Origin of the sequence: Pseudomonas sp. 10B238, assembly GCF_000970615.1 — a bacterium.
In the GTDB taxonomy this organism is placed as follows: domain Bacteria; phylum Pseudomonadota; class Gammaproteobacteria; order Pseudomonadales; family Pseudomonadaceae; genus Stutzerimonas.
Map to the genome: position 1 here is coordinate 76,103 of NZ_KQ033938.1, position 13,094 is coordinate 89,196.

General features: G+C 59.8%; 11 protein-coding genes. 9 read left to right on the plus strand and 2 right to left on the minus strand.

Features of this window, described 5'->3' with window-relative positions; genetic code table 11:
* The first annotated feature begins 8 nt into the window (after nt 1-8).
* The 8 genes from RT21_RS17745 to RT21_RS17780 all read left to right on the plus strand — a co-directional run bounded on the left by RT21_RS17745 (nt 9) and on the right by RT21_RS17780 (nt 9,203).
* Nucleotides 9-1,268: a glycosyltransferase family 4 protein gene (locus RT21_RS17745; RefSeq protein WP_046163779.1), complete on the plus strand. Its 1,260-nt coding sequence runs from the start codon at nt 9-11 to the stop codon at nt 1,266-1,268.
* The gene (locus tag RT21_RS17750; protein WP_046163780.1) at nt 1,213-2,532 is read left to right on the plus strand and encodes a membrane protein; all 1,320 of its coding nucleotides are present in this window, start codon (nt 1,213-1,215) and stop codon (nt 2,530-2,532) included. Before RT21_RS17745 ends, RT21_RS17750 begins: the two co-directional genes overlap by 56 nt.
* The gene (locus RT21_RS17755; protein WP_046163781.1) at nt 2,529-3,866 is read left to right on the plus strand and encodes a hypothetical protein; all 1,338 of its coding nucleotides are present in this window, start codon (nt 2,529-2,531) and stop codon (nt 3,864-3,866) included. Before RT21_RS17750 ends, RT21_RS17755 begins: the two co-directional genes overlap by 4 nt.
* A 16-nt stretch (nt 3,867-3,882) precedes the next feature.
* Nucleotides 3,883-5,001 (plus strand): glycosyltransferase family 4 protein, encoded by a 1,119-nt coding sequence (locus tag RT21_RS17760; protein WP_046163782.1) that lies wholly within the window; start codon nt 3,883-3,885, stop codon nt 4,999-5,001.
* 141 nt (nt 5,002-5,142) lie between these two features.
* Nucleotides 5,143-6,360, plus strand: a complete 1,218-nt coding sequence (locus RT21_RS17765; protein ID WP_046163783.1) for a glycosyltransferase family 4 protein — start codon at nt 5,143-5,145, stop codon at nt 6,358-6,360.
* Between the two features lie 384 nt (nt 6,361-6,744).
* The gene (locus tag RT21_RS17770) at nt 6,745-6,969 is read left to right on the plus strand and encodes a hypothetical protein (RefSeq protein WP_045428323.1); all 225 of its coding nucleotides are present in this window, start codon (nt 6,745-6,747) and stop codon (nt 6,967-6,969) included.
* Nucleotides 6,970-7,093: 124 nt separating this feature from the next.
* Nucleotides 7,094-8,092, plus strand: coding sequence for a glycosyltransferase (locus RT21_RS17775; RefSeq protein WP_046163784.1), 999 nt, complete (start codon nt 7,094-7,096; stop codon nt 8,090-8,092).
* 40 nt (nt 8,093-8,132) lie between these two features.
* Nucleotides 8,133-9,203 (plus strand): acyltransferase family protein, encoded by a 1,071-nt coding sequence (locus tag RT21_RS17780; RefSeq protein WP_046163785.1) that lies wholly within the window; start codon nt 8,133-8,135, stop codon nt 9,201-9,203.
* 20 nt (nt 9,204-9,223) lie between these two features.
* Here the strand turns inward: RT21_RS17780 and RT21_RS17785 are convergent, their stop codons facing one another.
* Nucleotides 9,224-9,634 carry a response regulator gene (locus tag RT21_RS17785; protein ID WP_045428331.1) on the minus strand — a complete coding sequence of 137 codons (411 nt, stop codon included), beginning with the start codon at nt 9,632-9,634 and terminating at the stop codon, nt 9,224-9,226.
* The gene (locus RT21_RS17790; protein WP_045428334.1) at nt 9,627-11,105 is read right to left on the minus strand and encodes an ATPase domain-containing protein; all 1,479 of its coding nucleotides are present in this window, start codon (nt 11,103-11,105) and stop codon (nt 9,627-9,629) included. The genes RT21_RS17785 and RT21_RS17790 overlap by 8 nt, the downstream gene beginning before the upstream one ends.
* A 292-nt stretch (nt 11,106-11,397) precedes the next feature.
* Here RT21_RS17790 and RT21_RS17795 point away from each other — a divergent pair, with 292 nt between their 5' ends.
* The gene (locus RT21_RS17795) at nt 11,398-13,002 is read left to right on the plus strand and encodes a sensor domain-containing diguanylate cyclase (protein ID WP_046163786.1); all 1,605 of its coding nucleotides are present in this window, start codon (nt 11,398-11,400) and stop codon (nt 13,000-13,002) included.
* The last annotated feature ends 92 nt before the right edge of the window (nt 13,003-13,094 follow it).

A 13,094-nucleotide genomic window follows, 5' to 3' on the forward strand; every position in this document is an offset into this window, starting at 1 on the left:
GGCACACCATGAAAGTTCTAGTTCTACACAGTTTGTATGCGCCCCATATCGGCGGTGGCGCCGAAATCGTCGTCCGCCAGATCGCCGAAGGGCTCCAGCGTCGTGGCTGCGACACCGTCGTCCTGGCGACCGGACCAGAGGCCGGGCTGCACGAAGAAGAGCTCGACGGCGTGCGGATCTACCGAGCCGGGCTGGATAACTTCTATTGGCATTTCACCCAGTCCCGTCCCAGCCGACTGTTGCGGCTCGGTTGGCACTATCGAGACCGTTACAACCGCAGCATGCGGCGGCATGTGCGCCAGGTCATCGAGCATGAACGGCCTGACGTTGTGGTGTGTAACAACCTCACCGGGTGGTCGATATCGGCCTGGGATGAGATCAGCGCGGCCGGGCTACCGATCGTTCAGGTGCTGCACGACCTTTATCTGCTTTGTCCCAAGGACACCATGTTCAGCAAGGGCCGTAGCTGCGAGCGCCAGTGTGGCATGTGTTCGGCCTTTCGCCAGCCGCATGCTGCTGCGTCGGCTCAGGTCGCGGCGGTCATCGGTGTGAGTCGTTTCGTCCTCGATCGAATAACGGCCGAGGGCTACTTCAGCCGGGCCAGCCAGCATGTAGTGCACAACTGCGTCGACTCCAGCCACAGCCACTCGGCCGAGCCACGCCTGCATCACAGCGGCCTGCTGCGCTTCGGTTACATCGGCACGCTGTCTGAAAACAAGGGTGTGGGCTGGCTGATCGAGCAGTTCCAGGCGCTGTCCATCAACGCCACGCTGGAAATCGCCGGTCGCGGCAAGCTGGATTACGAAGCGAAGCTCAACGAGCTGGCCGACCCTTCCAAAGTGAGGTTCGTCGGCTATCAGCCTTCAGAACGCTTCATGCAGGGGATCGATGTACTGGTCGTACCGTCAATCTGGGCTGAGCCTTTCGGGCTGGTGGCGGTCGAGGCCTGCGCACAGCATCTGCCCGTCATCGCTACGAACATGGGCGGCCTGCCGGAGATCATCCGGGACAACCTGAATGGCTTGTTGTGCACGCCGACCGATCCCGACTCCCTCGGCAGGGCGATGCTCAAGCTCTATCTGGACAGCGGCCTGCGCCATCGATTGTCCAGCCAGGCACGCGATAGCGTCGCCGCCTTCTTAGATACGGAACGAATGCTCGATCAGTACCAGTCGATCCTGTATTCCACGCTGCACGGCCGGAGCGCCCACGATGAACCCGAATTCGCTGACCATTTCGCACCGCAGGTCGAGACCGCTGGCGATTGACAAACCCACCGTGCTCACGCTGATCGCGGCCTCGCTGCTGATCAGCGAAACCTTTGCCGGCGCACTTCGCTACTACCTGGATGTTGCTGGCGTGTCCGCCCTGCTCTACCTACCAAAGCTGGCCTGCGTCGCCGCGGTTGCGTTGGAATTACCCAGGACGCAAAGCAAACCCGGCGTGTGGCTGGTGCTGTTTGCTGTGCTGGTCTCGAGCCTGTTCGCGCTGCTGCACGGCGCCACGCTCGGCAATGTCGGCTTCAGTCTGTTCATCTACATTCCGCTGCTGTTCGGCTTGTTCTGCGGCGGCTACCTGGAACAGAGGACCCGCCTGCTCAGTTGGGTAATCGGCCTGTGCCTGGTCGCGTCCCTGCTCGGTATTGCGCTGGACATGTTCACCAGCGTGCCGTGGAAGGGCTACAGCTACATGATGGGCGACGTCGAGTTGACCGCTAACAAATCATGGGCCTTCGGCAGTACCGACCGTCTCGCCGGGTTCGCCAGGATGTCGACCAACCTGGCCGTGATGATCGCCTTGTACAGCCTGTTCCTCGCGGCGTTCCTGCAGTCGCGGCTGTTACGGGTGGCGCTGTACCCGGTGGCCTTCGGCGCAATCTTTCTGACGACCAATAAGTCCACCGCGGCGGCTTACCTGCTGACCCTGATGATGTTGTTTCTGGCCGGCTATCGCCTGCCCAGCGCCACGGCATTTTTCATTGCCGTGCTGACCGGAATGGCATTGCCGATCGCCAGCCTGCTATTGAACATTCCGCAGAGCGAGGCCTATAGCGCCAGCCTGCTGGCGTCCTTCAATGACCGATTGATTCACAGCTGGCCGAATTTCATCGACGTCGTGACCAATGAAGGTTGGGGCTGGTGGGGCGCGGGTTTCGGTGCAGTAGGCAGCAGCGCGGCAGCCTTTCCATTGGCCTGGCTGGAGCTGCTGAGCATCGCCGATAACACCGCGCTGTATCTATGGGGAATGCTCGGTGTATTCGGCGTGCTGCTGTACCTGTTGCTGTTTCCGCTGCTGTTGCGCCTGCATGACCGTGGCCCGCGCATTCGCGACGCGCTGCTGGGGATCGTTTTCTGCACCATCCTGATTGGCTGGGCAACCGACGTACTGGAAGTCACTACGGCCACCCTATTCCTCGGCATGGCCATCGCACATGCCCTGACGCCGCGTGAGCGTCATCACCCGATTGCTTCGGTATCAACGCGCTACGGCCTTGAACTCGACAAGCGAAAGACTAGGGACGACCGGCCATGAAATGTCGCCATCCACTACACCGCTTGGCGATTGCCGCCGCTGTGACCGTCCTTGCCATGCAGGCACCGGCACAGCCAGCTGAGGACCCGTTCATTCTGGGGGTCTGCTCGCATGATCTGCACCTACGCGACAGCAGCAGCAAGGGCGTGCAGCTGCTGAAACAAGCTGGCATCGAGTCCGTGCGCACCGATGCGCACTGGGCCTTCCTCGAGCGCAGGCGCGATCAGCTCAAGGTGGAACCGCACTGGCCTAAGTATCTTGCCGGCAACGAAGCGCAGGGGATCGACAGCCTGTTCATTCTTGGCTACGGCAATCGCTTTCACGGCGACGGCGAGAAGCCACGCAGCGAACCGGTACGCAGCGCATTCAACCGCTACGTGGCGTTCACCGCCGAGCAGTTTCGCGGCCGCATCAAGCACTACGAGATCTGGAACGAATGGGATGTCGAGGACCCGGTCGATCCGCAGTTCACCGCGGACTACGCCCGGCTGATCACCGATGCTGCGGGCATCATCCGCCAGCATGACCCGGACGCCAAAGTGCTGGCCGGTGCAGTGACCACGAAGGGCATCGAATCCGGCTTCGCGCTGCGCCTGATCGAAGCCGGAATCATGCAATCGGTCGATGGCCTCTCGTTGCACCCCTACGTCCATTGCAGGCGTCGAGGGGAGAACACACCGGAAGCCTGGATCGAATGGCTCGCCGGCGTCGACATGGAACTGTCCCGTGCCGCCAATAAACCGGTGCCGCTTTACCTGACGGAAATGGCCTGGCCTGCGCACCAAGGTGCCTGCGGCATCGACGAAACCCTACAGGCAGCGTATCTGGCACGGAGTTTTTTCCTCGCCAGGACACTACCCAACGTGCGCGGATACTGGTGGTACGACTTCCGCAACGACGGCACCGACAAGCGCGAACGGGAACATAACTTCGGCCTGCTCAGGCAGGACTACTCGCCAAAACCTGCGTACCAGGTGCTCGAAGCGATCAGTCCGATCATCAAGGATTACCAGTTCCTGGGCCGGGTCGAGGAATCCCGAAACAGCGTTCTGCTGCGCTTCGGCAACGACGAAGATCAGCTTCTGGTGGCCTGGAGTACTACAGACCAGACCCGCCCGGTCACCATCACCTCGGCAGGCAAGTCAGCCAGCAACCTGAAACTGCTGGATACCGCTCAGCCCGACAAGGGGTGGACCACCGCTATCGTCTGGCAATGCCCGAGCAACGCGGATCACTGCGCCGCCCGCGTCGAACTCAGCGCGTTTCCGAAAATCCTTAGCCTCGGACCTGATTCGGTCGGATCCGAGCCCTTGCAACCCATCTCGACTCGTTGAACAGAAGGAACTCAAGATGATCGTGATCAATGCTCGCTTCCTGACCCAGGACATGCGGGGCGTACAGCGGTTCGCTGAACAGATTTCCCTGCAGCTGAAGGACATGCGCGACGACTTGGTCTTCGTCGCACCCGAAGACATACGCCTGCACGAAAGCGCAGAGCAATTGCAGGTCCGACGTATTGGCCGACACCGAGGGCATGCATGGGAGCAGCTGGACCTCCCACTGTGGCTGGCACGCAACGGCTACCCCCCCCTGGTCTCGCTGTGCAACACCGCCCCTCTGTTCTATGGCAACCAGATCGCAACGCACCACGACATAACTTACATCAGGCACCCGGAAAGCTATTCCAGGACATTCAGAGCCATGTACCGAAACCTGACCCCGTTATTGCTTGGACGAACCAAAGCCTTGATCACCGTCAGCGACTTTTCCAGAAAGGAAATAGCGAGCCATTACGGTTATCCAGCAAGCAGCATATGTGTCGTGCCGAACGCCGTGGACGGGCGTTTCCAACCATTTTGCGCAGAGCAATGCCCACGCGAGGCGGCGCCTTACCTGCTGGCGGTGTCGTCACCCAGTGCACACAAGAATTTCGCCCGTATGGTGGCGGCATTCCTCAGCATGGAAGGTCGGAGTGAAGTTGAGCTACGCATCATTGGCGACTCGAACCGGATCTTCTCGGGCAGCCTTCACGATGTGCCAGGCAGTCGACGCATTCGCATGCTGGGCAGGCTAACCGATGAGGAACTGGTCGAGGCCTACCAGGGTGCGACTGCCTTCGTGTTTCCTTCGCTGTATGAAGGGTTCGGCATCCCGCCGCTCGAAGCCCAGGCCTGCGGTTGCCCAGTCATCGCTGCGCGCGCCGCATCTATTCCGGAGGTTCTGGGCGACAGCGCACTGTACTTCGACCCCCTGAACGTGGAGGACATCGCACAGAGCATGCAGCGAATCCTCAACGACGCCGCCTTACGTCAGGACCTGCGGCGACGAGGCAAGGCTAACGTCGCGCGGTATTGCTGGAACACCTCGGCTCGTCAGGTTTCCAGGCTCATCGACCAAGCGTTCACTGGAGCACGAAATACCAATGTTGCGGGCATCAATTCGCTGCCATTCAGCCAGCCAAAGCACTAGCCCGAGGCCCGGTCCGCCACCTGACTGTTCCGACGCACCACCCCCGCCCGCCGGTACAGCAGTAACGGCATCGGCTGCGATTCCCGTCACGGCAACTGAGGTGACGGCCGCCACTCCCCAACCTACAAAAAGGCCATCGCAATGAAAATCGCCATAATTCATGACTGGCTAGTGACCTACGCCGGTGCTGAGAGGGTGCTTTCCGGACTGCTGGACGTCTGGCCGGAAGCCGACCTGTATTCCGTGATCGACTTCCTCTCTGACGAGGACCGCGCCAACCTCGGCGGCAAGCGCGCCACCACGACCTTCATTCAGCAACTGCCGAAGGCGAAGACGCACTACCAGAAGTATCTGCCGTTGATGCCACTGGCCATCGAGCAGCTGGACATGTCGGGTTATGACCTGGTGATTTCCAGCAGTCACGCCGTCGCCAAGGGCGTATTGACCGGCCCCAACCAACTGCATATCAGCTATGTGCACTCGCCGATCCGTTATGCCTGGGATCTGCAACATCAATACCTGCACGAAGCGAGCCTGGACCATGGTTTCAAGGCCAAGCTGGCACGCATGCTCCTGCACTACATGCGCATGTGGGATCAGCGCACCGCCAGCGGCGTGGATGACTTCGTCGCCAACTCGCACTTCATCGGCCGGCGAATCAACAAGAGCTACCGACGCGAATCCACGGTGATCTACCCGCCGGTCGACACGCGCCAGTTCACGCTCCACGCGGAGAAGGAGGATTACTACCTGACCGCCTCGCGAATGGTGCCTTACAAGCGCATCCCGATGATCGTCGAGGCGTTTTCGCGGATGCCGGACAAGAAGCTGGTCGTGATCGGCAGCGGACCTGAGATGGAAAAGGCCAAGGAGCTCGCCACGTCGAACGTAACGCTGATGGGGTATCAGAGCTTCGCGGTGCTGCTGCACCACATGCAGCGCGCCCGCGCCTTCGTCTTTGCAGCGGAAGAAGACTTCGGCATAGCACCCATCGAAGCCCAGGCATGCGGCACGCCCGTTATCGCCTATGGCAGAGGGGGTGTACTGGAAACCGTACGAGGAATCGACCACCCCGAGCCGACGGGCGTGTTCTATACCGAACAGATGCCGGAGTCACTGATAGCCGCTGTGGGGCAATTCGAGGCGCAAGCGCATCTGATTCTGCCTGAGACTTGCCGCACAAGCGCAGAGCGATTTTCAACCGAACGATTCAGGCAGGAGATTAAGGCGTTCGTTGATACTAGGGTTCGAGAGGTTTCGTTGCTTCAAGGGCAGGACGCGCTGTTGCATCGACCAACGGTAACCCCTCTGAGCGTGGCTCAGGTTTACCCGACGGCTGTACCGATGAAGCACGCCTGACCGAGCCCTCATTCCCCATTGCGAGGCTTCAAGGATGAACACAACCACCGCAACACACCGCATTCAGACCCTTTCGGCATTAAGCCTCGCGCTGCTGATCAGCGGGACAACAAACGCCAGCCACAAAACCGGCTCAGCATACGATGAGCAGCACCTACACGAGTATGAGAGTGCTGCGCAGGGCACGTCCCACTGTGCGGCTGGAAAAAATATCTACAACCTCGGGTCACGCCAGAGCGTTAGCCCATGCATCGTGGTCAACCACGCCGACACACCATCTCCTGCCCCAATTCGCTTGGCGAAGCCGCTTTCCGGCAGCCCGTACATCCGCTCAGGCGAAAGCACTCGTTACTCGTTTTAACCCGCGACCTATTTGGAGACGCCATGGACAGTGCAGACCAAACCAAGCAAACGCTGGTGTATGCAGACGGGTATTCCTATACGGAAATATTCCAGGCTCCGGCAATCGCCGGCATGCCCGGTAATAACCCATTGATCAGTGTCTTCCACGCGTTCTTTACCGCAGAGGACGATAGCCCTTCTTCCGCCGATCGATCGGCCAATGGAACGTATCTAGCAATCAGCAACGCACCCGACAAGATCGTTTGATTCAGCTGTAGACCACGCTCAACGAGTTCCCGCTATCGCTCCCACCGCATCGCCGCAAGGGCCTTGCCAGATGAGCCACGCTATCAAGGTAGCGGGCATCCTCAGGATTCACGCCGAGACAACCATGACTTCGAAAACCACTGTGGTTACCGTGACCTACGGCGACCGGCTGCCCTATCTCCAGCAATTGATCGAACGGGCCCTGAGCTTTACCGCCATCAGCGACGTGGTGGTGGTAAGCAACGCGGCGCTGGCACCACTCGATCAGTTGACGGAACGCTGGCCGGACCAGGTCCGCCTGATCGAGCTGACAGAGAACACCGGTTCGGCCAATGGCTACGCGGTGGGCCTCCAGGCCGCCTTGGCTGCGGATGCCGATTACATCTGGATGATGGACGACGACAACGCGCCCACGGCGGCCGCGGTATCGATTCTGCACCGCGAGCTTACGCGCCTCACTGGCCTGCTCGGCAGGGATCGGGTCGCGGTGCTGGGCTATCGGGCAACGCAACAAGCCGACGTTGCGCAAGGCGTGCCCCCGCGGTACATCCGCCAACCGCGCTCCAGCTACTTCGGTTTTCATATCGCCCAGCTGCCTTACAAACTCTGGCGTCGGCTGCCCTGGGGCAAGGGGCCCAATAGGCCACCCACGAGCATCAGCCTGCCATTCGCCCCCTACGGGGGCATGCTCGCCCATCGAAGCCTGTATGAACGGATAGGTCTGCCGCTCAAGGAACTGGTCCTCTACGTTGACGATACCGAATACACCCGGCGCATTACGGCCAGCGGTGGACGACTGTATCTCTTTACCGAAGCCGTAATCGAGGAGCTGGAGCAGTCCTGGAACATCAAGGAGCGCACCAGCAACATCTACGAAACCTTCCTGCTTGGTGATTCCGATTTCCGCGCCTACTACACCGCGCGCAACCAAGCATGGTTCGACAAAAACGTCTGGGCCGCTTCGCCCCGGCTTCACTGGCTCAACCGAGCGGTCTTTCTCACCCTGTTGCGCCTCTTTGCCCGCTTGCGTAACAGCCGGGAGCGCCTGGCGCTTCTCGAGCAGGCCATCCATGACGGCGAGAGCGGTGCATTGGGCATGAACAAGACCTTCCCATTGCGTTGACTCGGGCCACCCGAGTGTTGGACTTGATTAGGAGACGCGTGTGGATATCGCATCGGTGCAACGCGACGAAAACAACTTTGACTTTCTACGCTTCTTCGCTGCGTCCGCAGTGGTGCTTGGCCATTGTTACTGGCTGTCCGGACTGGGCGCTGTCGAACCGGTGCGGCTGTTCACCGGTTCGATGGATACGGCCGACATAGCGGTGAATCTATTCTTCGTCATGAGCGGTTTTCTGATTGCCGCATCTTGGATTCACAGCCGCAGCAGCCTGGACTTCGCCGGCAAACGAGCGCTGCGAATATTTCCGGCGCTAGCGGTATCGACGCTGTTCACGGCTTTCATTGTCGGCCCGCTGGCCACCGAACTGTCGCTGAGCGAGTACCTGCTCAATAGCCAGACCGTCCGCTATCTCACGAATGTGGCGCTGTTCACCCAGTTCCACCTGCCTGGCGTATTCACCGAAAACCCGTTCCCCGAGACGGTCAATGGATCAGTCTGGACGCTGCCTTATGAAGTGCTGATGTACACGATGTTGTTGTTGCTGGGGCTGCTCAAACTGTTCGGACGAATCGCCGTACTGGCAGTGCCAATCGCGCTTATGTTCATCCATTTCCACTTGGCGCCTAACCTTGGACTGGAGAGCGACATGCTGCGCAAGATGACTCGCCTGGGCATGTTTTTCTTTCTCGGATCAGCGCTCTATCTGTATCGCAAGATCCTGCCCTGGAACTGGAAGATCGCGGTCGTGCTGCTTACGCTTTCGCTGATCAGCGCGAGGACCGAGTGGTGGTTCCTTGTTCATGTGCTGACATTGCCCTACCTGACCATTTACCTGGCGCACCTGAGAATTCCGCGACTGTCACGCTTCGGCCGATACGGTGACTTTTCGTATGGCATCTACATTTTCAGTTTCCCAGTACAGCAGCTGTTGGTTCATTGGCTGGACCCGAAGCTTTCGCTGCCAATGTTCATGGCGATCAGCCTGGCAGCGAGCATCGCCATGGCTGCGTTGTCCTGGCATCTGATCGAGTCGCCAGCGTTGCGCCTAAAGCGCTTCCTGCCAAGCAATCGCCCAGGTATCAGCGGTGCGGGCCTAACCCCGGCGCCCTGAGCGCAGCAGCCGGCCGGCCATTAGGGAGCCGGCTCTAAAGGCTTGCCGCCAGTCTCGATGAGATGGCGAATGGTGGTCACCAGCTTCTCAAGCCCGGTGCCCTTGGGCAGAAAATGATCGACCAGATCGTCGACCGGCAACTGCTGAGGCAAGGCAGCACTCATCATCAGAATCGGCACGTCGTCGAACGCCGGGTTCTTGCGTATCGTGCAAACCATCTCGTAGCCATTGAGCTCAGGCATCATATAGTCAGTGATGATCAGCGCCGGCTTTTCCTGCTCAAGCTTGGCCAAGCCCTGCGCGCCATTTGCCGCTTCGACGACTCGGTAGCCCTCGTCCTCGAGAATCATCACCATCAGCTTGCTGAGGCCGAGTTCGTCCTCGACCAGCAACACGAGCGGGTCGAGCTCTTGCGGCTGCTCGTCACGCATCCCGCCCTCCCGTTAGGGTCTGACGGTGGGGCTGCCCCGTCACGACCCCCTCGGTACGCTCCATCCTCCCTCCGAGCTTGAACCCTCCCTCGCCCAGATAGAACTCATATACATAGGGATCGAAGCCGCTTTCACGCATCTTCAAAATGGCTAGAGTACGGTAGAGCCTCGACTCGAGTTCCGCGTACCGCAGCAGAATGATGTTCTCCGCTATCGCCGAGACCGCCGCGAACTGCAGCCCATGTTCGCCACCGACGATCTCGGCCAGCTCGGCGCTAAATACCGTAGTCACGCCCTCGCAACGCAGGATAGCGGTAAGAGTGCTGACAAAACGGCCCAGCCGCTGCTCGTTCACCGCCGCCTGCTTGAACGCGTCGATGCCGTCGATGAACAGCCGTTTGACGCCCCGGCGGCGGACCTCCTCGATAATTTCTTCAGCGAGCTGATCCTGTAACAGCTCCGTCGGGGAGTGATGGACCACCTCCACCACGCCGCTGTCGATCATCGCGCCCAGCTCAAGCCCAAGCGCTTTCGCACGACGTCGCAGTCTGTGGGCGTCCTCGTAGAAGCCGAAAATGAGCCCAGGCTCGGCTTCGCTGCTCTCGCAGATGAAGCTCAGTCCCAAGGTGGTCTTGCCTACCCCTGTCGGGCCTACCAGCAAGGTCGTCGAGGAAAAAGGAATGCCGCCCTGAATGATGTCGTCGAGCCCGGCGACGCCCGTGCTCAAGCGCTCGTCGCGCATGTTTGCCGACTGTAGATCGCCAGTGACCGCCTCGAGCCGCGGAAACACGCGAAAACCGTCGCTGGTGATCGAGGTCATGTGCCGACCGGAGATGAAGTCGCTGCCGCGGAACTTGCGCACCTGTAGATAGCGGTAGGTGCGGAACTGGTCCTCGTCGCTCCCCAGGTGCAACCAACCATCAACCATAGTGAACTCAGGGCTACCGGAGTCGCGCTTGCTGTTGGTCAGCAACAGAATGGTGCACCCAACCACGTCAGCGTAGATCGACAAGTCGTTGATGAACTCACGGAACGCTCGCTCCGAGGCGGCGTTTTCTTCCAGCGCGAACAGGCCGTCAATCACGATCAGCGAAGCCTGCTGGCGCTTGCCGTTGCGCGTGAGGTAGCGAAGGATGCCTTCCAATCCGTCGGTACGCAGAATGTCGAAAGCACTTTCATAGACCACCGAAGTTCCGGCGAATTGGTTGTCCATGAATCGCATGTTCTGCAAATGACGAAGCAGACGGTGGTGGGTTTCAGCCAGCAAGGTTACATATAGCGAGCGCTCGCCACGAGCCGCCCAGCTGTAACAGATCTGGTTGGCAAGAATGGTCTTTCCCTCGCCAGGCCCACCTTGAACGATATAGACCGCTCGGGGTAGCAGCCCACCTTTGAGGACAGCGTCCAACCCTGGCACGCCGGTCGGAACATGAGTCGGCGCGGTTGGCGAATAGGTAGAGTTGTCGGTCACAGCAGCTTTCCGTTTCGATCAATGAGCGCATGGTAGCAAAGGGACCCCGGACCTAATTACTCGCCGGTGCACATTGGTCACCTGCCGCGCTCGGTTGTTCATGTTTTACCCATGATAGCGAGGGGGACGCAGTCAATAATCTTGTTTGCCTGCTCGATGACCGTGTTAGGGTCTCGCGAGTTACCCCCTGAGCCAGGAGCAGCCAGCCCTATGTCGACTGATTGCAGTCGTTGCTGGAGGCAAACAAAATCTCTACATCGCACCGTTACCGAGACTGATTACAACCGGAATTATGCAAACCGCTCGCCTACCTCGCTTGGACTTGCGCCGACTGATCATCCTGTTGGCAATGCTGAGTGGCTTGATCACGCTCGGTATCGGCTTCTACGCCAGCTATAAGGTCCAGCGTGACTCGCTGATCGGCAGCACGCTGGCTGCCAACCGCGCTTATGCGGCAAAACTGGCAGACGGGACAGAATTGTTCTTTCACTCGGCCCAGCAGCAATTGGCCGTCAGCGCTGAGAATATCGCTGCCCAGTTTCCTGACAACGGTGTACTGAACGAGGAAGCCAGACGGCTTCGGCAGCAGACAGACAGCTTCAATGCCGTCGTTGTTACCAGCGCCCAAGGCGAAGTGCTGGCGACCGCTCCGAATACCGGCCTATTGGTTGGGCAAAAGCTGAACTCACCGGGTGCTCTCCGAGCCTTGGCTAAGCGCGAGCCGCTGATCAGCAGCCCGTACACGTCGGCACTAGGTACGTTGGTAATCCTTATTTCGCATCCTATCGTCGCCAGTGACGGTACCTACCTCGGCTATATAGGCGGGGTGATTTCTCTGCGCGAGCGCAACATCCTCCATAGCATGTTGGGCGAGCACTTCTATCAGGACGGCTCTTACCTTTATGCCGTCGACCAGTCGCGAAGGCTCCTCTATCACCCTCAGCCGAAACGCCTGGGTACAGTAGTGGGCGAGAACGAAGTCATCGACAGGGTGCTGCAAGGGGAGTCCGGCAGCCTTCGAGTGATCAACAGTCAAGGCGCGGATATGCTGGCTGGCTATGCGGCCTCCCCGGCAGCAGGCTGGGGCATCGTGGCCCAGCGACCAACCGCCGACACGCTGCAGCCGCTCGATCATCTGATGCTCAAAGTCATCCGTGAGACGGCACCGCTCGCCCTGCTGACGCTGCTTTGCATCTGGGGACTGGCGACGTTGATAACGCGACCGCTTTCTCAGCTGGCCCAGCGCGCCAGCGAAATGGATGCTCCCAACAGCGCTGAGCGCATTCAGCGTATCCGCTCCTGGTATTTCGAAGCGGCGCAACTCAAGCGCGCCATGCAATTGGGCATCAGCCTGCTGCATCAGCGCATCGGCAAGCTCAACCTGGACGCTCAAACCGATCCGCTGACAGGGCTGCACAACCGTCGCGGCCTCACACTGGCCCTCGAGATGCTCGCCAGCGAGGGCCGGTCATTTGCGGTCATAGCGCTGGATATCGACCATTTCAAGCGCATCAACGACACCCACGGCCATGACGTGGGCGATACCGTCATCCGCCAGATGGCTGGGCTGATGACGACCTGCTCACGGGACGCTGACGTTCTCTGTCGCAGCGGCGGCGAGGAGTTCTTGATGTTGCTGCCCAATACCACCCTCGATTCGGCGTTGCTGGTAGCCGAGCGTCTGCGCACCAGCGTCGAGCTGGAGCAGATCCCCGTGGTCGGCAACATTACCGTTTCGCTGGGAATCGCAGTCTGGCCCATGCACGCCAGCGACATCGAACGCGTCCTGAAGCTGGCCGATGCCGCGCTGTACCGTGCCAAGCAAAACGGCCGGAATCGCTCGGAAATCGCTGAGCCCGATCAGTACTCGCGGGAAGGTTCCAAACCGGACGCCTGATCCTCGGCTCGCCCCTGATGGCATTGATGCCTTGGCCGGGCGACGGCAGACATGGCTAAAAAATGCCCAGCTCTATATACTCGCGCGCCTTT

Coding starts and splice junctions, on each gene's coding strand:
- RT21_RS17745 (WP_046163779.1), top strand. CDS start 9: ATGAAAGTTCTAGTTCTACACAGTTTGTATGCGCCCCATATCGGCGGT.
- RT21_RS17750 (WP_046163780.1), top strand. CDS start 1,213: ATGAACCCGAATTCGCTGACCATTTCGCACCGCAGGTCGAGACCGCTG.
- RT21_RS17755 (WP_046163781.1), top strand. CDS start 2,529: ATGAAATGTCGCCATCCACTACACCGCTTGGCGATTGCCGCCGCTGTG.
- RT21_RS17760 (WP_046163782.1), top strand. CDS start 3,883: ATGATCGTGATCAATGCTCGCTTCCTGACCCAGGACATGCGGGGCGTA.
- RT21_RS17765 (WP_046163783.1), top strand. CDS start 5,143: ATGAAAATCGCCATAATTCATGACTGGCTAGTGACCTACGCCGGTGCT.
- RT21_RS17770 (WP_045428323.1), top strand. CDS start 6,745: ATGGACAGTGCAGACCAAACCAAGCAAACGCTGGTGTATGCAGACGGG.
- RT21_RS17775 (WP_046163784.1), top strand. CDS start 7,094: ATGACTTCGAAAACCACTGTGGTTACCGTGACCTACGGCGACCGGCTG.
- RT21_RS17785 (WP_045428331.1), bottom strand. CDS start 9,634: ATGCGTGACGAGCAGCCGCAAGAGCTCGACCCGCTCGTGTTGCTGGTC.
- RT21_RS17795 (WP_046163786.1), top strand. CDS start 11,398: ATGCAAACCGCTCGCCTACCTCGCTTGGACTTGCGCCGACTGATCATC.